The organism is Halodesulfurarchaeum formicicum (assembly GCF_001886955.1).
Taxonomy (GTDB): Archaea; Halobacteriota; Halobacteria; order Halobacteriales; family Halobacteriaceae; genus Halodesulfurarchaeum; species Halodesulfurarchaeum formicicum.
Genome location: NZ_CP016804.1, coordinates 1,668,015 through 1,686,285, shown reverse-complemented (window position 1 = coordinate 1,686,285; position 18,271 = coordinate 1,668,015). Strand labels below are relative to the sequence as shown.

At 65.9% G+C, this 18,271-nt stretch carries 19 protein-coding genes; 10 read left to right on the top strand and 9 right to left on the bottom strand.

All coding sequences use genetic code 11. The annotated features are described in order from the left end of the window. The first annotated feature begins 40 nt into the window (after nt 1–40). The 6 genes from HSR6_RS08740 (at nt 41) to HSR6_RS08715 (ending at nt 5,845) form a co-directional block, all read left to right on the top strand. A complete protein-coding gene (locus HSR6_RS08740) occupies nt 41–310 on the top strand; it encodes a hypothetical protein (protein ID WP_070365954.1) in 270 nt (89 codons plus the stop codon). Then, a complete protein-coding gene (locus HSR6_RS08735) occupies nt 307–1,053 on the top strand; it encodes a lipoate--protein ligase family protein (protein WP_071933377.1) in 747 nt (248 codons plus the stop codon). Before HSR6_RS08740 ends, HSR6_RS08735 begins: the two co-directional genes overlap by 4 nt. Nucleotides 1,054–1,170: 117 nt before the next feature. Beyond that, nucleotides 1,171–2,175, top strand: coding sequence for an AAA family ATPase (locus HSR6_RS08730; RefSeq protein ID WP_071933376.1), 1,005 nt, complete (start codon nt 1,171–1,173; stop codon nt 2,173–2,175). A 1-nt stretch (nt 2,176) separates the two neighbouring features. Next, nucleotides 2,177–4,081, top strand: coding sequence for a VWA domain-containing protein (locus HSR6_RS08725; RefSeq protein ID WP_071933375.1), 1,905 nt, complete (start codon nt 2,177–2,179; stop codon nt 4,079–4,081). Then, nucleotides 4,078–4,386 (top strand): hypothetical protein, encoded by a 309-nt coding sequence (locus tag HSR6_RS11025; protein WP_071933374.1) that lies wholly within the window; start codon nt 4,078–4,080, stop codon nt 4,384–4,386. The genes HSR6_RS08725 and HSR6_RS11025 overlap by 4 nt, the downstream gene beginning before the upstream one ends. Before the next feature lie 37 nt (nt 4,387–4,423). After that, nucleotides 4,424–5,845, top strand: coding sequence for a trimethylamine methyltransferase family protein (locus HSR6_RS08715; RefSeq protein WP_071933373.1), 1,422 nt, complete (start codon nt 4,424–4,426; stop codon nt 5,843–5,845). On the opposite strand, the gene HSR6_RS08710 is transcribed toward HSR6_RS08715, so the two are convergent. The 4 genes from HSR6_RS08710 to acnA are packed head-to-tail and all read right to left on the bottom strand — an operon-like array spanning nt 5,842 to nt 11,893. Beyond that, entirely contained in the window at nt 5,842–7,125 is a 1,284-nt protein-coding gene (locus tag HSR6_RS08710) for a heme ABC transporter ATP-binding protein (RefSeq protein ID WP_449271676.1), read from the bottom strand. The two genes, HSR6_RS08715 and HSR6_RS08710, sit on opposite strands and share 4 nt — an antisense overlap. Nucleotides 7,126–7,154: 29 nt before the next feature. Further along, nucleotides 7,155–8,243, bottom strand: a complete 1,089-nt coding sequence (btuC, locus tag HSR6_RS08705) for a vitamin B12 ABC transporter permease BtuC (RefSeq protein WP_070365508.1) — start codon at nt 8,241–8,243, stop codon at nt 7,155–7,157. Nucleotides 8,244–8,283: 40 nt separating this feature from the next. After that, nucleotides 8,284–9,093, bottom strand: coding sequence for an aminoglycoside N(3)-acetyltransferase (locus tag HSR6_RS08700; RefSeq protein WP_071933372.1), 810 nt, complete (start codon nt 9,091–9,093; stop codon nt 8,284–8,286). 37 nt (nt 9,094–9,130) lie between these two features. After that, entirely contained in the window at nt 9,131–11,893 is a 2,763-nt protein-coding gene (gene acnA / locus HSR6_RS08695) for an aconitate hydratase AcnA (protein WP_071933371.1), read from the bottom strand. 127 nt (nt 11,894–12,020) lie between these two features. On the opposite strand from acnA, the gene HSR6_RS08690 reads away from it, so the two are divergent. After that, nucleotides 12,021–12,956 carry an NAD-dependent epimerase/dehydratase family protein gene (locus tag HSR6_RS08690; protein ID WP_071933370.1) on the top strand — a complete coding sequence of 312 codons (936 nt, stop codon included), beginning with the start codon at nt 12,021–12,023 and terminating at the stop codon, nt 12,954–12,956. A gap of 51 nt (nt 12,957–13,007) precedes the next feature. Here the strand turns inward: HSR6_RS08690 and HSR6_RS08685 are convergent, their stop codons facing one another. From HSR6_RS08685 to HSR6_RS08670, 4 genes are all read right to left on the bottom strand, one after another. Then, nucleotides 13,008–13,394, bottom strand: a complete 387-nt coding sequence (locus HSR6_RS08685; protein WP_071933369.1) for a hypothetical protein — start codon at nt 13,392–13,394, stop codon at nt 13,008–13,010. Then, the gene (locus tag HSR6_RS08680; RefSeq protein WP_071933649.1) at nt 13,387–13,608 is read right to left on the bottom strand and encodes a hypothetical protein; all 222 of its coding nucleotides are present in this window, start codon (nt 13,606–13,608) and stop codon (nt 13,387–13,389) included. The genes HSR6_RS08685 and HSR6_RS08680 overlap by 8 nt, the downstream gene beginning before the upstream one ends. Nucleotides 13,609–13,830: 222 nt before the next feature. Continuing rightward, a complete protein-coding gene (locus tag HSR6_RS08675; protein ID WP_071933368.1) occupies nt 13,831–15,012 on the bottom strand; it encodes an aminotransferase class I/II-fold pyridoxal phosphate-dependent enzyme in 1,182 nt (393 codons plus the stop codon). A gap of 61 nt (nt 15,013–15,073) precedes the next feature. After that, on the bottom strand, nt 15,074–15,598 hold the full coding sequence (locus HSR6_RS08670) for a hypothetical protein (protein ID WP_070365501.1): 525 nt from the start codon (nt 15,596–15,598) through the stop codon (nt 15,074–15,076). A 137-nt stretch (nt 15,599–15,735) separates the two neighbouring features. Between HSR6_RS08670 and HSR6_RS08665 the strand changes: the two genes are divergently transcribed. After that, nucleotides 15,736–16,107 (top strand): metal-sulfur cluster assembly factor, encoded by a 372-nt coding sequence (locus tag HSR6_RS08665; protein ID WP_070365500.1) that lies wholly within the window; start codon nt 15,736–15,738, stop codon nt 16,105–16,107. A 34-nt stretch (nt 16,108–16,141) separates the two neighbouring features. On the opposite strand, the gene HSR6_RS08660 is transcribed toward HSR6_RS08665, so the two are convergent. Next, nucleotides 16,142–16,699, bottom strand: coding sequence for a NifB/NifX family molybdenum-iron cluster-binding protein (locus HSR6_RS08660; RefSeq protein ID WP_071933367.1), 558 nt, complete (start codon nt 16,697–16,699; stop codon nt 16,142–16,144). A gap of 88 nt (nt 16,700–16,787) precedes the next feature. Between HSR6_RS08660 and mobA the strand changes: the two genes are divergently transcribed. Together mobA and HSR6_RS08650 are read left to right on the top strand one after the other, a co-directional pair. Continuing rightward, nucleotides 16,788–17,414 (top strand): molybdenum cofactor guanylyltransferase, encoded by a 627-nt coding sequence (mobA, locus tag HSR6_RS08655; protein ID WP_070365498.1) that lies wholly within the window; start codon nt 16,788–16,790, stop codon nt 17,412–17,414. A gap of 142 nt (nt 17,415–17,556) precedes the next feature. After that, on the top strand, nt 17,557–18,168 hold the full coding sequence (locus HSR6_RS08650) for a helix-turn-helix domain-containing protein (protein WP_070365497.1): 612 nt from the start codon (nt 17,557–17,559) through the stop codon (nt 18,166–18,168). Nucleotides 18,169–18,271 lie beyond the last annotated feature (103 nt).

The following is an 18,271-nucleotide window of genomic DNA, read 5'->3' as shown; positions in this document are numbered from 1 at the left end:
AACCGGCGGGTACAAACCGCCGCCGCCCCATCAGACTGGTATGCAGGCGACCGAATCCGTCAAGGTACCCGACGGGAAACTGGTCCGGGTCGCGGTGACCTTCGAGGAGTCGATCGAGGACGTACAGATCACGGGCGATTTCTTCCTGCAACCGCCGGAGGCCCGCAGCGACCTCGAAGCGGCCATCGAGGGCCAGCCAGCCGACATCTCCGTCGCGGATTTGGCCGCCGAGATCGCCGCCGTCGACGCGGAGTGTATCGGCTTTGAGGCGTCCGATCTGGCCCAGGCCACCGTGGAGGCGATCCGATGACGATGCGCGTGATCGACGAGGGTGTGTATTCCGAACCGATGCATCACGCCCTCGATCAGGTGCTCCTGGACCGGCTGGATCGGGGCGAGATCGAGCCGACCGTCCGCTTCTGGTACCGGAAGAACCGGGCCGTGCCACTTGGCCGCTTCCAGGCCCACGACGACGAGGTCGCGGCCGACTACGTGACCGACCAGGGGATCGACGTGGTTCGTCGGATCACTGGCGGTGGCGCCATGTACGTCGAACCGGGCAACGTCATCACTTACTCGCTTTACCTCCCCGAGGAGGACGTGCCCGAGGATATCGAGGAGAGCTACGCGGTCCTCGACGAGTGGGTGCTCGAGGGACTGCGTGACATGGGGCTTGAAGCCCATCACGAGCCGCTCAACGACATCAGCCATCCCGAGGGGAAGATCGGCGGGTCCGCCCAGCTACGCTCCGGCTCGGCGGTGCTCCATCACACGACGATGAGCTACGCCCTCGACATCGAGTCGATGCTCAAGGTCCTCCGGATCGGCAAGGAGAAAGTCTCCGACAAGGCGGTCAAGTCCGCCGAGAAGCGGGTCGCCCGCATCGCGGACCACGTCGACGAACCGCGGGAGACGGTCATCGAATCGCTGAAGACGGCCATCGACACCCACTTCGGGGCGACATCGGGCTCGCTGGACGAAGCGACGGTCGAGGCTGCCAGGGACCTGGTCGAGACGAAGTTCCAGACCGACACCTGGAACCGCCGGCTCTGAAACGGCCAGACCTTTCTATCCGCCGCCGAAAGCTCCGGGTGATTCGATGGTCGATTCGAGGACTGCATATCCATCTCCGACCGCCTCCGGACCAACTGACCGACGGCGAGGGTCCACATGACGGGTGAGACCGACGCCGGCGAGTACCACGACCTCGCGGGCATCCGGGTGACACTCGATCCGACGGGCAACCTCGTGGGCCCGCCGACCGGCGAGACCTATCACGGATTGCCGGTCCGCGAGCCGGGGCCGGCCCAGGTGCCGGAGGTTCGGACCGCCTATCACCCCGCTTCGATGACCGCGGGACGGGATTCGGAGCAGATCATCGCCCGGGCGCTGGGCGAGATGGACAAGCCCGTCCTGCTGGAGGGCGAGGCCGGGACCGGGAAGAACACGGCCGTGCTGACCCTGGCGGGGCGAACCAACCGCCCGGTCACCCGGATGAACTTCGGCGCGGACACGACGATTTTCGACCTCGTCGGCGAGAAGGATCTGGTGGGCGGGGAAACCGTCTACGTGCTGGGGGAACTCGCGAAAGCCGCGCTGTTCGGCTGGGTCTTCGTGGGTGACGAGATCAACATGGCCGAGGGGGACATTACCTCCCATCTGCACGCCATCTGTGAGGAGGTTGGCCGGCGCCGTCTCACGCTCCGGGGAACGGGTCGGACGCTCACAGATCTGCCGCCGGGAGTCGAGTGGGACCCCGAAAAACACCTCGGCCGGTACATCCACCCGGCGTTTCGCTTCGTCGGGACCGCCAATCCACTCTCGTATGCCGGGACCAGCGAGATGAACGACGCCTTCCGCTCCCGATTCGTGGTCCTGCCGATCGAGTATCTCCCGCCGGAGGAGGAAGCCGAGTTGCTCGTCGAGGAGACCGGCGTCGACCCCGAGCGGGCCAGCGATCTCACGACCATGGCCGAACGGCTTCGTGAGGCCCACCGCCGGGACGAACTCGAGACGCCGATCAGTCATCGTGAACTGCTCAAGGTCGTCGAACTCGCCGGGCCCGAGGAACAGTTCATGTCCATCGGCGAGGCGGCCCGGCTGGTGCTGGTCGGGCACGCCACGCTCAAACTCGACAAGGCGACGATCCGGGACACCATCACGGCCGAACTCTGAGATGCGTCTCACGCCTGACTCGGACCCGGAGGCGGTGGCCGCCCGACTCGCAGGGAGCGAGCCACGCCGGCTGGGATCGGCACGCGCCGACCGGCTCCAGCGGGACGCTCGCATCCGAACGGGTCAGTGGGAGCTCTCAGTCCGGATCGAGCCCGATCACCCGCCAGCGACGGTCGAGTCGATTGAGCCGCCCACGATCGTCGTTTCCGGTGATCGGGTTCCCCAGCCAGTCACGAACTACCGGGCCGAGGAGTGGGACCTGCTCGTTCAGCGGGTCTGGATCGCCCACGTGATGGCCCACCTGGAGTACAGCGACGTGGCCGATCTGGGGGAGCGCCTCCAGAAGATCGAGTCGGGGGACAGACCGGTCGCCGGCGCGATCTGGAACGCCCTGGAGGACGCCGCGATCGAGGCCGCGATCCGGACGCAGTTCCCGAACTACGGGCCCTGGTTCGAGCAGGTCCGGACGAACCTGCTCGCGGGTGTCGGCCCGGGGATCCACGATCCTGCGGGTGGGCAGGTCTATCCGCTGGTGCACGCGGCCGTCCTCGCCATCCTGGACGGGACAGCCGTCGATTCGGGGGCGCTCACCCGCCTGCTCGACCCCGCGGATTCCGCTCATCACTTCTACACCGCAACCGACCGGCGGCGCTTCGTGACCGACGTGCTGCCGGTCGTGACTGAAACGGCCGAGTCCATCCCCACGATTTCGGACCCGGTCGAGCGAAACCGCCAGGCGATCGCGTGTTTCGAGGCGATTCGCCCGCCAATCGCCGCGGCCAGGGCCGACGGTCGCGCGCAGGTCGCTGCCCGTACGGATGCCTGGGGCATGCCGGACGACGCCGCTCGAAGCCAGCAGATCGGGTCGCCAGCGCCACTGCCGGCAGTGGATCCCAACGAGCACGACCAGGCTGGGGATGCCGTGCACGACCAATCGCCGGTCTCGTCACCGGGTGACGTGTCGCCGGCTTCTGAAGCCGACGCGGCCGACCGGGACGTCGAAATCGATCCCGAGGCCGACCCGGCGGACGTGGAGACCGTGACCGACGAGCAACTCGCCGACGACCTCGCGGCTGAAGTCGCCGCCGGGCGAGATCGGGAGGGACCAGCGGACCGCGCCGCGAACATCGAACACCTCCAGGACGCCGTCTCGGCGGCCGAGTCCGAACTGGAGAGCGCCGGGGTGGTCGTCCCGACCGACGACCCGACACCCCACGAGCCGACCGCCAGGGCCGCCCGCGAGGACGGGACCCGCCTCGCCCGCGTCTTGCGCAATCGCTTTCAGAAGGAGCGCAAGCGATCGACGCGGCGGAATCAGCGCCGGGGGCGGCTCGACCCGGCGGCGCTGCACCGAACTGCGACCGGCGACCGGCGGGTGAAACAGCGCCGCGAGCGCCCCGACGAGTCCGACCATCACTGCCTGTTCGTCCTGGACCGGTCCGGGAGCATGCGCCAGCACGTCCGGGTTGCCGAGCGGGCGATGGGCATGCTCGCGGTCGCGCTGGAGGCCGTGGACGTCGAGGTGTCGGTCCTCGAACTGCTCGACAAGGAGGTCCGGCTGGCAAAACCCGGCGATCGAACCGTCGAGCAGTCGACGGGCCGGCTGTATCACGGAGATGCAGGCGGCGGGACGCCGCTGACCGACACGCTACACATCGCCCGTGAACTCCTCAAGGCGGAGTCGGGAACCCGCTTCGTGATCGTGGTGACAGACGGACGACCGTCTGACCCGAACCGGTATCGGCAGGCCCTGAGCCGCTTTACCGTCCCGGTGCTGGGCGTCAATCTCACCACGGAAGCCGCTGCGGGCGAGAGCGAGTTCCACCGACAGGTGACTGTGGCCCCCGAAACACGGGACCTGCGGCGCGCACTCCGGCAACTCGTCCAGGAGGTGCTCTTCGAGTGAACTCTCCAGTCTATGAGTGTCCGGTCTGTGGGACCCGCCAGCCGGTGACCGACGTCGATCCGGACGACCCGCCGGCTCGGCTCGGGAACACCCAGTGCCAGGGGGCCTATGGGGGCTGTCATCGAACGACGACACTCGAACTCGTCCCCGAGGCCGACTGGGAGCCGGGCACCTGGGAACTCGGCTGCCCGCGCTGTGGCTACGAGACTGTCGCCTGGGGCGAGATGGGCTTTGGCCCCACGAACCGCTGGGCGTGTCCCGACTGCGGGAGTCGGATGCTGGTCGAGTCCGTCGAGCACCGCTGATCCCAGGTTACATACTCGCTCCCCGCGAGTCCGAAACGTGACCGAACGCCTCACCCCGTCGGCCCGAGAATCGATTCACGAGGCGGTCCTCGACGTGCTCGCCACCGCCGGCATGCGGGTCGAACACCCGGCGGCCCGTGAGACACTGATCGCGGCCGGGGGGACCGCAGACGGTGCCGTTGTCACCCTCCCGCCGGCAGTCGTCCGCGACGCGCTCGAATCCGCGCCAAGCAGCTTCGACTGGCGCGCCCGGGATCCGGACAAGAGCGTGACGGTGGGCGAGGGTGACCCGGTGATCGCGCCCACCCGCGGCCCACGGTACGTCAAACGCCCCGGAGAAACCCGCCATCGGGCCACGATGGCGGATTTCGAGCGCCTGGCGGAACTCGTCCATATGGAACCGACCATCGACGTGGTGGGGTATGACCTCTGTAGCCCCGAGGGCTACTCGCTCCCCGGCAATCCCGGCGGGTTCGAGCAGGCCGAGGTCGGCTATGAACTCCTGGAGACGCTTTTTCTCACGACCGACAAGCCGATCGTCGCGACCGCCCGGAGCGGGCCCGAGGCGGCGGCGTCCCTCGAAACGGCCCGCACGGCATTCGGGGCGGCAGAACTCACAGAACACGTCGTCCTGGGGATCCTCCACGCCCGGTCACCCCGGGTCTTCAACGAGCCGATGGTCGAGGGACTGATTCGTTTCGCCCGGGCGGGGCAACCGCTGGTCGTCGCCTCGGGGGCGATTCCAGGCGCCTCAGCACCCCACTCGCTGTCCGAAGCGGCGGTGCAAGTGATCGCCGAGACGGTTTTCGGCGCAGTGCTCGTACAGCAGCTTACTCCCGGCACCCCGGTGGTGCTGGGCCGCTCCGGAACGGTCTATGACCCACAGGCCGACGCGGTGGCCGCCGGGAGTCCTCGCGGTGCGGTGCTGCAAGATGTCGTGGTCGAGATGGCCGACTTCTATGATCTCCCCAGTCGGGGTAGCGGCGCGGGAACCGACGCCAAAGCGATCGACTATCAGAGTGGGGCCGAGTCGACCGCACACCTCGCTCAGGCACTCGATTCGGGCGCGGACCTCCTGTTGAACGCCACCGGTGGTCTCGACACCTACGCCACCGTCTCCCCCGAGAAGACGGTGCTGGACGCAGAGCGGATCAGAGCCCTCAGTCAGGGGGTTCGGGACGAGCAAGCACTTCTGGCAGCCGTCGAGTCGGGCCCCTCGATCGAGACGGTCCGGAACTCCCAGCCGGGCACTCCGTTTTTCGACGACCGGGACCCAGCAACCCTGCCCGACGCCACGACCTTCGAGGCGCCGATCGGCGACCGGGGCGACTACGAATCCTGGGTGGGCGCCGGATCGCCGACGCTCACGGAGCGAGCGACCGAGCGGGTCGAGACGCTTCGTGAGCGCTACGAGCGGCCACCGATCGACCCCGAAATCGAGGCGGCCCTCGAGGGCTAACTCGATTCGATCGCGGACTCCACTGCTTCGAGGACGTTTCGGGACTCGACGACAGTTCCCCGCTCCCGCAACGAATGATAGCGTTCTTCCCCTCGGACACCGGCGTAGTTGCGCTCCTCGAACGGGCGATCCTCGACGAGGATCAGGTTATCGGCGTGTGCCGCGGCCCGGAGGTTCGGGAGGTTGCCGTGCCCGATCGCGAGATCGGGGATGACGGTGACCGCCGCCGACTCGACTTCCTCTTTGACTTTTTCGGCCGAAGCCTCGTCGATCGGGGCATAGGGCTCGAGAGTCACAGCGTCGATCCCGAGCATGCGGGCAGTTTCGACGTCGGCGTCGCCCTCGTTGAGTGCGCCGGTGGTCACCTGGTAGCCGCTGGCCGCGAGCAGGTACAGCAGGCGTGCGGCGGCGCCGCCACCCCCGATGACGTGGACGTGGGGGCCGTCCCGGTCCCGGGCTCCATCCGGGAGCGCCATTACGTAGACCGAGCCGGTGACCGGGTTGTTCGTCACGACGGCGTCGGTGCCAAACGCCGCCTCCAGGTTTGATTCGGTCAACACCTCGTCCGGCGAGCCAAGCGCCGTGCGCTTTCCGTCCGCGAGCAGGAGCAACCGATCACAGTAGTGGGCCGCGAGGTTCAGGTCGTGGATCGGGGCCATGATCGTCTTGCCCGCCTCGACGAGTGACTTCACCAGTTCGAGGGTCCGGATCTGGTGGTTGATGTCGAGGCTCGCGGTCGGTTCGTCGAGCAGCAAGACTGGTGTGTCCTGGGCCAGCGCGCGGGCCAGCAGCACGCGCTGCCGTTCACCTCCGGAGACCTCGCCGATGGCCCGGTCGGCGAACCCGGCGGTCCGGGTCCGTTCGAGGGCTTGAGTGACCATCTCCTCGTCGGCGCTTGACTCCAGGGTCAGCCGATTGCGATACGGCGTGCGCCCCATCTCGACGACCTCTCGGACCGTGAAATCGAAGGCGAGACTCGTCTCCTGGGGCACGACGGCCACCAGCCGACTGCTCGCCTTCGAGGGCAGGTCGGTAATGTCCTGGCCGTCGACGGTGACTGTTCCGCCGGACGGTGTCAGCACGCCGCTGATCGTGCGCAAGAGGGTGGTCTTGCCCGCACCGTTCGGGCCGATGACGCCCAGGAATTCACCCTGTTCGACTTCTAAAGAGACCGAATCCAGGGCCTGGACCGAGCCCAGGGTGACCGACACGTCGGTCACGTCCACGATGGGCTCGCCCGGCGCCACCGAATCGAGTTCTCGCTCCGCGGTCCCCCGGATGGAATCGACCAGGCTCGGGAGCAGACTGCTCACAGGGAATGCACCTCCCGGCGACGGAGCAGGAAGAGGAAAAACGGCGCTCCCAGCGCGCTCGTGACGATGCCGACCGGGATCTCACCGGCCCCCGTTCGAGCGATGGTGTCGGTGGCCACGAGGAAGGCCGCGCCAGCGAGCGCACTCGTCGGGAGCAAGATCCGGTGGTCGGGCCCGACGATCAGCCGCATCATGTGCGGGACGATCAGGCCCACGAAACCGATCACGCCCGAGACCGCGACCGCCGCGGCGGTGATCAGACTCGACACACCCAGCAGGATGCGTTTGGTCTGCTCGACTTCGATCCCAAGGGTTGCCGCGTCCTCCTCACCCAGCAACAGCACGTTGAGATCGCGGCTGTACCAGGCTAGAATGACGAAGAGGATCGGAATCACGAGGGCAGCGAACCCGACCTCTTCCCAGGTCGCGTTGTGGAGATGGCCCATCATCCAGAACACCGCCTGTTCGAGGCTGTGCCCGCCCATGGTGAGCATGAAGGAGATGATCGCGGAGAGGAAGGTCTGGACGGCCACGCCGGCGAGCAACAGCGTCGCGACCGGGGTTCGGCCGTCCTCGGTCGCGATGAGATAGACGCCGAAGGCCGAGATGATCCCGGTGGTGAACGCGGCCCAGCGCAGGCCGATCGGAATCGGGAGGATGATCGCCGCCACCGCCCCGACGGCCGCGCCGGAGGAGACGCCGATGATGGAGGGGTCGGCCATCGGGTTCCGGAAGAAGCCCTGCATGACCGACCCGGCCACGGAGAGGGCAAAGCCGACGAGCGCCCCCAGAAGGATGCGAGGCATCCGAACGGTCCAGACGATCGTCCGGTAGGTCTGTGAGACCTCGAAAGCGAAGACATCGGTGTAGCCGAGCGCGGGCCACGGGATCGAGAGGCCGCCAAGCGAGAGCGCGGCGGGTTCCAGGGAAAGCGAGGTGGGGACGGCGAGCTGGTTCAAAAGCACCTTGAGAACCGCAAGCGGCGCGATCGAGACCGGACCGATCCCGGCGCTTGCGGTTACGGTCCCGAAGAGGACGATCGAGAGCACACCGATCCAGGTGATCGTCCGCGTCCGGAGATCCATGAGCACAACTCAGGTTGCACAAGACATGTATGTGTTGAACTCAGCCGCGATGGGTTTCGAGCCACTCGACCGCGAAATCGACCAGCGCTCGCTGCTCGATACGTTTGGTCTCGGCGGCGCCGACGGTGCCGGTGTCACACCCGACCGCGGCCTCGAAGGCCGCCCCCAGCTCGGCAAAATCCGACACGTCGAGTTCGATGTCCCGGAACTCGACTTCGACCCGCTTTCCCTCCTCCAGGACTGGCGCCCGGCGGGTTCGCTCCTGGGCGTCGATGGCCGCCAGGTACTCGGCCAGGTGGAGCGAGGTGTTCGTCCGATGGCCCGTCCCCAGACACAGGACGCTGCCGCCTCGCTCGTAGAGTCCGCCCAGTGGGGAGTCCGGGCCCAGGCCGTAGTCCAGCGCGTGGTCCTCGAGAATCCGTTCCGACTCGCTTCCCCAGGCCGAAAAGGAGTAAATCGGGTGTTCGCTGCGTGAGACCTCCGGAAACGTTCGGAAGGCCTCGGCAATCGTCCCCACGCCTCGGCTGGGGGTCGCCTCGGGGCGGAACGGGGGCTGTGTCTCCCTGATCGTCTCGACCCAGTCCCCGGGAACCGGTGGGTTCTCCCAGTCGGCGGGATCGGTGAACTGGCCCGTGTGGGCGGGCATGAGGAGCGTGCCGGACTCGGTGACGGTGGCCTGGAGGGCCTCGATGACGGCCTGTGGACCGCCGCTCACCCAGCCCAGGCCACTGAGCGAGGCGTGAACGAGCAGCGTGTCACCGGCTTCGACCCCCAGTTCGGAAAGCTCCGAGCGAATCCCCCTCGCGGTCACTGGCTTCTCGACCCGCTCGATCGCGTCCGCTTCGCTCATACCGTTCGGGGGTGTGGAGCCACCCTAACCGTTTCCCCTACTCCGTGAGGAGCTGGCGAAGGACGTAGTGCAGAATCCCACCGTGCTCGACGTAGTCCACGCCGGCCGGGGTCCCGACCTGGGCGGTGACGGGGAACTCGACGGTTGATCCGTCCGCCCGCTCGGCCTGCACCTGCAGTTCGGCGTTCACGTCCAGCCCGTCCTCCAGACCGGTGATCGTGAAGGATTCGCTGCCATCCAGGCCCAGGGACTCCCAGGAGTCCCCGTCCTGGAACTGCAGGGGCAACACACCCATGCCGATGAGGTTGTCCCGATAGATCCGCTCGTAGCTCTCCGCGATCGTCGCGCGGATGCCGAGCAGGTCAGTGCCTTTGGCCGCCCAGTCGCGACTGGAGCCGGTGCCGAACTCGGTGCCGGCCATCACCACGAGTGGGGTGTCGGCCTCACGATACCGCTCGCTGGCCTCGAAGACGGTGGTCTCCTCGCCTGTCGGGTGATGGATGGTGTACCCGCCCTCTTTGCCGTCGAGCATCTGGTTCTCGATGCGGACGTTCGCGAAGGTCCCCCGCATCATGACCTCGTGGTTCCCCCGTCGAGCGCCGTAGGTGTTGAAGTCCGCCGGATCCACGCCCTGGTCTGCCAGCCACTCCCCGGCCGGCACGTTGGTACTGAACGGCCCGGCGGGGCTGATGTGATCGGTGGTGACGGTATCTCCGAGGGTCATGAGACAGCGGGCGTCCTCGACGTTCTGGACGCCGGGTTTCTCAAGCGGGAAGTCCGTGAAGAAGGGCGGCTCGCGGATGTAGGTGGACTCCTCGTCCCAGTCGTACACGTCCCCGGTTGGCGCGTCCAGGGCCTTCCAGTTCTCATCGCCCTCGTGGACGTCGTCGTACTTCTCCTCGAACATCTCGCGGTGCACGCTGTCGGTCATGACCTCGTGGATCTCGTCCTGGTCGGGCCAGATGTCTTCGAGGTAGACCGGCTCCCCGTTGGGGTCATGGCCCAGCGGATCGGTCTCCAGGTCGATGTCCATCCGGCCAGCCAGGCCGTAGGCCACCACGAGTGGCGGGCTGCCGAGGTAGTTGGCCCGGATCTTCGGGTGGATGCGGGCCTCGAAGTTCCGGTTGCCCGAGAGCACGCTACTCGCCCAGAGGTCGTGCTCGTCGATGGCCTCCTCGACGGGATCGGGGAGCGGGCCCGCGTTCCCGATACAGGTCGTACAGCCGTAGCCGACGACGTGATAGCCAAGTGCCTCCAGGTCTTCGAGCAGGCCGGACTCCTCCAGGTACTCGGTGACGACCTGGCTGCCCGGCGCGAGACTCGTCTTGACGTGTGGCGGGACATCGATACCAGCCTCGACGGCGTTCCGGGCGAGCAGTCCGGCGGCGAGCATCACCGAGGGGTTCGAGGTGTTCGTACAGGAGGTGATGGCGCTGACCACGACGCTGCCGTGGCCGATCTCGGTTTTCCGGCCGTTCGGCATCTCGATCTCGTAGCGCTCGTTGAGATCGCCCAGCGGCAGGTCGTCAGCTTCCGTTGGCGGGGCCGCGCCGCCGTTCTCCAGCCAGCGTGAAAGGGCAGTTTCATCGACTTCGCCGTACTCGGTTTCGTCCTCGATCAGGCCCCGGAAGTGGGTCTTCATGTCGCCCATCGGGATGCGCTGATCCGGTTCGCTGGGGCCGGCCAAACTCGGTTCGACGGCTCCCAGGTCGATCTCGACGGTCTCGGTGTACTCGGGGTTCTGCTCGCCGAACAGGCCCTGTTCCTTGAGGTACCGCTCGATGAGATCGACGTGCTCGGGGTCCCGGCCCGTCAGTTCGAGGTACTCCAGGGTGGCCTCGTCGACGGGGAACATGCTGATGGTCGAGCCCTGTTCGGGGGCCATATTCGAGATGGTCGCCCGGTCGGCGACGGTCAACTCCGAGACGCCGGAACCGAAGAACTCGACGAAGCGATCGACCACACCGACCTCGCGTAGCTTCTCCGTGACCTGGAGTACCAGGTCGGTCGCCGTGGCCCCCTCCGGCATCTCACCCGTGAGTTCCACGCCGACGACCTCTGGCAGGGTCATCGTGATCGGCTGGCCTAGGAGTGCCGCCTCGGCCTCGATACCGCCGACGCCCCAGCCGACGACCCCGATGCCGCCGATCATCGGTGTGTGGCTGTCGGTGCCCACGAGGGTGTCGGGGAAGAGCCAGTCCTCGCCGTCCTCCTCGCGGTCGTGAACGACCTGGCCGAGATACTCCAGGTTGACCTGGTGCACGATGCCAGTTCCCGGCGGAACCACGCTGAAGTCCTCGAAGGCCTGGTTGGCCCACTTGATCGCGCGGTAGCGCTCCGCGTTGCGCTCGTACTCGATCTCGACGTTCTTCCCGAAGGCGCTCTGCGAGCCGTAGTAGTCGACCTGGACGCTGTGATCGATGACCAGGTCCGCGGGGATCTCCGGTTCGACGATGTTCGGGTCCCGTCCTTTCCGGTCCGCGGCCGACCGGAGTGCGGCCAGATCGACGACTGCCGGGACGCCCGTGAGGTCCTGAAGGACGACCCGCGAGGGTGTGAAGGGCACCTCTACGTCCGGGACGTCCGGTTCCCAGGAGGCCGCGTTCTCGACGTCCGCCTCGGTGATCGACTCGCCGTCCGCGTTCCGCACCACTGACTCCAGGAGAATCCGGATACTGACCGGCAACTCGTCCAACTCGCATAGCCCTGCCTCCTCCAGGGCCCCGAGATCCGCCATTTTGTACGTCTCACCGTCGTGTTCCAGTTCGCGTATCGCCCCGAAGGGGCCGGTATCCTGCATGGGGCGGCGTATGGGACGGGCCGACTTGAATGGTTAGACTGCGTCACTACTACCGGTGGGGTGACTGGGGAATGGCAACACGGGAAAAACACGCCAATTATTACCGATGTCCGCCAAATGACTACCCATGCAAAATGTCCTCGTGACTGGCGCGCGTGGTCAGATCGGTTCCGAACTCATTCCCGCACTCCGGGCCCGGGACGACGTGGAGACTGTCGTCGCGACCGACATCGAAGAACCCGATGACGACGGCGGCCCGACGGAGGAGATCGACGTCCGAGACGCCGAGGCCTTCGCGGCGGCGCTCTCGGAGTACGACGTGGATACGGTCTTTCACCTCGCGGCGATCCTCTCCGCGCGCGGCGAGGATCACCCACAACTGGCCTTCGAGGTGAACATCGAGGGATTCCACAACGTTCTCGAGGCCGGCCGGGAACACGGCCTCGATCGGCTCGTCGTTCCGAGTTCCATCGCGGTCTTCGGGCCCGAGACGCCCACGAACCCCGGCGAGATGACCACGCTCGCGCCGCGGACGATCTACGGCATCTCGAAGGTCTTCGGCGAGCACATGGGGAATTACTACAGCTGGAACTACGACCTGGACGTGCGTGGCGTGCGACTCCCGGGCATCATCAGCCACAAGACTCTCCCCGGCGGTGGCACCACCGACTACGCCGTCGAGGTCTTCTACGACGCTATCGAGGAAGGTGAGTACACCTACTTCGTGCGCGAGGACACCGAACTCCCGATGATGTACATGCAAGACGCCATCCGGGCGCTCATCGGAATCGCGACCGCCGACCGGGAGTCCCTGGAGTACCCCTGTTCGTACAACGTCGGCGCACTGAGTTTCACCGCCGGCGAACTGACCGCGGCCATCCAGGAGCACCTGCCCGATTTCGAGGCTCACTACGAACCCGACGAGCGCCAGGACATCGCCGACTCCTGGCCCGACGCAGTTGATGACTCCGCGGCCCGCGAGGACTGGGGCTGGGAGCACACCTATGACTTGGAGACGATGACCGCGGACATGCTGGAGCACCTGGAAGAAAAACTCGGATAGCGGACGACTCGATCCAACCGCAGCCGGACCGGTATCGATTCCCGCGCTGGGTTAATGAAGCAGGGTCCGGATCACTCGAATCCCGCTTTCGATCTCTTTGGCCACCACTGCGAGGAGCCCGAGCGCCCGAAGCTGTACCGGACTGGAGCCCACCCACCGAGACAGCGGACCGGCAGGTGCGCCCGGCTCGATGACGAAAATCGTTCGATCGCGAGCCCGGACCTCCATCGTCAGGTCAAACGCGGTGACCAGCCCAGATACGGCCTCGATTCCTGTCGGGGGTAACCCCCGCTTCGCCTCGGAGAGGGCCCGGAGCGACGGAAAGTTGAGGAACAGCCGATCACCTGTTGAGCGGACGTCTACCTGGGCGTCCCCGATCGAGAGATCGAGGTCCGTCTCGACGGTCAGCGAACCGCCTGGTCGGGGTGGTTTACTCACGCTCGCGAGTCGTGATGCTGACCGTGCCGTTCAGCTGCCAGGGGGTATGTTCTGCGTCGCTCCCGACTTTACTGGGTACCAGGATCTCCATGTCTTCGAACTCGTACACGATCTCCGCGTGTCGGCCCGTAAGCCTCTCATAGAGCCCCATCGCCAGGTCAGACCACTCGGTCGGTTCTTCAATTTGCTCCGTGTCCGCGCCTGTTTCGCTCATTTCAATCGTATATACGGTTCCCATACGGAAGAAGCCTTGGAATACTAATAATTCTGATTTCGTAATACGAACAGCTCTTCACATCCATTTTCAGACGAAAGCCGTCAGTCCCAGCTCTTCAGCACGCCACCGCTACCCAATCGCCCACAAGTCGAACCGTCGCTCCCCCTCGGCCATCCGAATTCCTCGTTTAGAGAGACCCGCCCGACGTTCACAACCCGCTCAGATCAGGTCCAGGTCACGGCCGACTTCCTCGTAGACACGCAGCGCCTCGTTCAGGTCCTCCTTGGAGTGGCCCGCGCTGAGCTGGTTGCGGATCCGGGCCTCGCCCCGGGGCACCATCGGGAAGACGATGGGGAGCGCGAAGACGCCGTTCTCGAAGAGTCGCTCGCCGAGCTCCTTGGCCTTGTTGCTGTCCCCGACCATCGCCGGGACGATCGGCGTCTCGCTGCGCCCCGTATCCCAGCCCATCGACTCCAGTTCGCTGGCGAAGTACTCGCGGTTCTCCCAGAGCTTCTCGACCCGCTCGGGCTCGTTCTCGATGATCTCCAGGGCCTTCATGTTGGCCGCCGCGACCGCCGGCGGATAGCCCGCGCTCAAAAGCCAGGTGCGGGCGGTGTTGTAGGCGTACTCCACCACGTGCTGGTCGCCGGCGAACATCCCGCCGAAGCCCCCGGCCGCCTTCGAGAAGGTGCCCATCTGGAAGTCGATCTCCTGCTCCAGGTCGAACTCCGTGCCGATGCCGTGGCCGCCGCCCAGGACCCCTTCACCGTGGGCGTCATCGACGTAGGTCATCGCGCCGTACTCGTTTGCCAGGGACTGGATCTCGTCCATCGGGGCGATGTCCCCGTCCATGGAGAACACGCCGTCGGTCACGACGATCATGCGGTTGTACTCGTCGTGGACCTCCCGGAGGGTGTCCTCCAGGTCGCCCATGTCGGTGTGCCCGTAGATCTTCACGTCCGCCGGGGAGAGCCGGACTCCGTCGATGATGCTCCCGTGGTTCAGTTCGTCAGAGAGGAAGACGTCTCCGTCCTCCAGGAGTTGGGGGAGGACCCCCGCGTTGACGGCGAAGCCGGTCTGGAAGGAGACCCCCGCCTCGGTGTTTTTGAAGTCCGCGATGGCCTCGTTGAGCTCGTCCTGGACCTCCATGTAGCCCGCGATCGACCAGTCCGAGCCCGCACCCATGCCGTACTCGTCGATGGCGTCCTTGGCGGCCTCCCGGACCCGCGAGTCGGCTGCCAGATCGAGGTAGTTGTTCGCCGCGAGCAGGATGGCCTCCTCGCCCTCCACGGTGACGGTGGGCTGTGAGGGGGTCTCGAGCTCCTTTAGCTCCCAGGTCTCCCCTCGCTCTCGCATCTGTTCCAGCTTCTCGGCCAGGTACTGTGTGTCCTCGCTACTCATCGTGTTCCAGGTGGTCCTTGGGGCCACCGGGGCAAAAGCGTACCCGCAAACTTCGCTCGAATCAGTGTAGTGTTCCGTCCCGGTTTGCGACATCCGCGGCGAACAGCGCGTAGCCGACCTCGGCTGCGGTATAGCCTCGCTCGTCGGCCAACTCTCGAATCGGCCCGATCATCTCGACGTAGTCGGCGGCGTCGAAGGACTCCTTGCGCCCGTCCAGGTACTCCAGCCGGTCCAGGCTGGCCCAGACCCGGGTGTCGACGACCGCGTGCCGCTCGGGAGCCAGTGCCGCGAGGACGGCCGAGGCCGTCGGGGCCTTGAAGCCCCGGAGCCCGGACAGCAGGTGGATCTTCGAGAAGTCGCCGTCGACGGCGAGCACGTTTTCGGTCACCTCGACACAGCGCTCGGCCGGGTTCTCCCGGACGTGATAGGCGCTGCGGGTCGAGGTCTCGTACGCCAGGTCGTACAGTTGCTCCCGGGTCAGGTGTCCTTGTTCCCGGTACCGTTCACCGAGCGCATCGAGTCGCTCCGGCAACACACCCTGGGTGTCCGCGTAGCGAGCGAGTTCCCGTTCCACGTCGAATTCCATTGGACTCCGGTTGGGCGGCCAGCCTGAAAGCGGTCGGTGTTCCGGCACGCCAGTTGTCTGGCGGGCACAGCATCGGACTGGGGAGAATTGGGCGGGTAGAACAATCCTTTTGACGCTCAACGGCCAAGTCCCGGTAGATGGCACTCAGCGAGGACATTCGGGACGCTCTCTCGGAGGTGTACGATCCGGAGATTCCCGTCAACATCGTGGACCTCGGATTGGTGTACACCATCGAGGTCGAGGAGGACACCGGTTCGGCACACATCGAGATGACGCTGACGAGCATGGGCTGTCCGATCGCGGACAGCATCAAACGGAACGTCACCGTGGCCGCCGAATCGGTCGAGGGGGTCTCGGACGTCGAGGTCGAACTCGTCTGGGAGCCACCGTGGGGCCCGGAGAAGGCGACCGAATCCGGCAAGGCCAAGCTCGAATCGATGGGGATCCGGGTCCCGAACTACGACGACGAGGGCGAAGAGGACCCGGCCGGCCCCGAGACACCGTTCTGAGTGTCGGCGCTATTTTTGACCGGCTACTGATCGATCAGTTCTCGTCGGAGTCGGTGCCCTGTCCGTGGCCGTGGTGCAGGCCGTGATTGTGTTCGTGCTCGTCTGATTCGTGTTCGTGTCCGTGCTCGTGGTCGCCATGGCCGTGTCCGTGTTCGTGGTCGCCATGGCCGTGTCCGTGTTCGTGGTCGCCATGGCCGTGTCCGTGTTCGTGGTCGCCATGGTCATGGTCGTGATCGCCGTGGTCGTGACCGTGAACGTCCCCGGGATCGACAGCCTCTAGCTCCCCTGCTTCCCACTGGGTGAGGGCTTCATCCACGGTTCCGTCGGCCCCGCGGAAGACCTCGATGCCGGCGTCCTGCAGACGTGAAACCGCCCCACGACCGATGTCGCCGGCGATGACGACATCCACGTTAGCGTTCGCGATCGTCACCGGGGGCGGACTCGAATCGTGGCCGTGACCGCCTTCGTGTTCCAGAAGTTCGATTTCGTCGGTCTCGGTGTTGATGACCGTGAAGACGGCTGTCCGGCCGAAGTGAGTCGCGACGGGGGCGCTCCGTTCGTCTCGGTTCGTCGACGGAAGTGCGACGCGCATGTGGGGGATAGGGTGCCAGCCGTTGTGAACGTTTTTCTCCCGGCTCGATCCAAGGACTCCTATAGCGTCGCGCTCCTACACTTGCCCAATGGGTGCGGGAGTACTCGTCTGTGGCGGGGGATCGACCCGGTTCGGGGACCGCGATAAGGTCTGTGCGGACCTCGCGGGTCGCCCGCTCGTGCGCCACGTGGCCGATCGGATCGAGCCGATCGTCGACGAACTCATCGTCAACTGCCGGGCGGCCCAGGCCGAGTGCCTCGACGCTGTCCTCTCGGGGTACTCCAGGCCGGTTCGGTTCGCCCTGGACGAGATCGAGGACGCCGGTCCGATGCACGGGATGGAGCAGGGGCTCGCCGCGACCGAGTCCGAGTACGCCGTCGTCGTGGCCTGTGATATGCCCTTCGTCGACCCCGACTTCGTGGCCTCGCTCTTCGAGATCGCGGCGGACCACGAAGCGGTGCTACCCCGACACGGAGAGGGCAACTGGTATCAACCACTGCAGGCGGTCTATCACGCTGACGCGATGGTCGCCTCGATCCGTGCGGCCGTCGAAAACGGGGTGGAGCGACCGATCAAACCGGCCCTCGACCTCGACGTAGTCACGGTCGAGGGCGAGCGGCTTCGGCGGCTGACAGCGGAGCGAACCTTTTTCAACGTGAACACGCAGGCGGACCTCGAACGGGCCGAACAGCTGCTCGAAACGGTCGAGCACTGATTCGATTGTGATGGGTCAACAATGGCCGTTCGTGACGGCTCAGCGCACGTGTAGCCAACCTTTTGAAGGAGAACCGCGTACATGACTGCTGAATGGCCGTGTCGCTGGGGCAATCTGAACCGGATCGGGAGGTGAGCGTCAGATGACCCGTTTCACACAAGTGCCCGAACCGGAGGAGCGTGAGCTCCGGGTCGTCATCCAGGTTCAGCCGGAGACTGGTTGTCCACTCGTCGAGTTCGAGGGCCGGTCGGAAACGCTCAAATCACAGCTTTCGGGGGACATCTGTCACTGCGAGGCGATCGTCGAGGACGCGGATACCCGGGTCGAACACACTACCAAGGACGTCTCCGATCCCTGTGTCTGTTCGGTGTTCCACGAAAACGCCTGTGTCGCGGACATCACTGACGCCGGCGAACGGGGGCTCACGATCACGACCTACGTGCGGGATCGGACGGTCCTAGAGGAGCTCATCGAAGACCTCAACAACGTGGGCGATTCGGTCCGCCTCGTCGAGATCACCTCGAACTACGACGGCAATATCGACAAGCGGGTCGAAGAGGTGGACCTCTCCTCGCTGACGGAGAAACAGCGCTCGGCGGCGAAGCTCGCGATCGAGATGGGCTACTATCAGCGGCCCCGTGAGACTTCTCTGGAGGAGATGGCCGCGGAACTCGACATTTCCCAGCAGGCGCTCTCACAGCGTCTCGGCGCTGTCGAGGAGAAGCTCATCACGCAACTCTTTACGGACGCCTGATCGTTCGATTTCCGGTCTCGCAGTGACGCCGCTATCGTGGGGTGTGTTCACACGACATTTGATTGTCACTTCCTCACGCTGGTATAAAAAGAGCTTGTCTCTG

Bases quoted from the DNA above. Each gene is read 5' to 3' on its own strand.
- HSR6_RS08740 (WP_070365954.1), top strand. From the start codon at position 41: ATGCAGGCGACCGAATCCGTCAAGGTACCCGACGGGAAACTGGTCCGG.
- HSR6_RS08735 (WP_071933377.1), top strand. From the start codon at position 307: ATGACGATGCGCGTGATCGACGAGGGTGTGTATTCCGAACCGATGCAT.
- HSR6_RS08730 (WP_071933376.1), top strand. From the start codon at position 1,171: ATGACGGGTGAGACCGACGCCGGCGAGTACCACGACCTCGCGGGCATC.
- HSR6_RS08725 (WP_071933375.1), top strand. From the start codon at position 2,177: ATGCGTCTCACGCCTGACTCGGACCCGGAGGCGGTGGCCGCCCGACTC.
- btuC (WP_070365508.1), bottom strand. From the start codon at position 8,243: ATGGATCTCCGGACGCGGACGATCACCTGGATCGGTGTGCTCTCGATC.
- HSR6_RS08700 (WP_071933372.1), bottom strand. From the start codon at position 9,093: ATGAGCGAAGCGGACGCGATCGAGCGGGTCGAGAAGCCAGTGACCGCG.
- acnA (WP_071933371.1), bottom strand. From the start codon at position 11,893: ATGCAGGATACCGGCCCCTTCGGGGCGATACGCGAACTGGAACACGAC.
- HSR6_RS08690 (WP_071933370.1), top strand. From the start codon at position 12,021: ATGCAAAATGTCCTCGTGACTGGCGCGCGTGGTCAGATCGGTTCCGAA.
- HSR6_RS08680 (WP_071933649.1), bottom strand. From the start codon at position 13,608: ATGAGCGAAACAGGCGCGGACACGGAGCAAATTGAAGAACCGACCGAG.
- HSR6_RS08675 (WP_071933368.1), bottom strand. From the start codon at position 15,012: ATGAGTAGCGAGGACACACAGTACCTGGCCGAGAAGCTGGAACAGATG.
- HSR6_RS08670 (WP_070365501.1), bottom strand. From the start codon at position 15,598: ATGGAATTCGACGTGGAACGGGAACTCGCTCGCTACGCGGACACCCAG.
- HSR6_RS08665 (WP_070365500.1), top strand. From the start codon at position 15,736: ATGGCACTCAGCGAGGACATTCGGGACGCTCTCTCGGAGGTGTACGAT.
- HSR6_RS08660 (WP_071933367.1), bottom strand. From the start codon at position 16,699: ATGCGCGTCGCACTTCCGTCGACGAACCGAGACGAACGGAGCGCCCCC.
- mobA (WP_070365498.1), top strand. From the start codon at position 16,788: ATGGGTGCGGGAGTACTCGTCTGTGGCGGGGGATCGACCCGGTTCGGG.
- HSR6_RS08650 (WP_070365497.1), top strand. From the start codon at position 17,557: ATGACCCGTTTCACACAAGTGCCCGAACCGGAGGAGCGTGAGCTCCGG.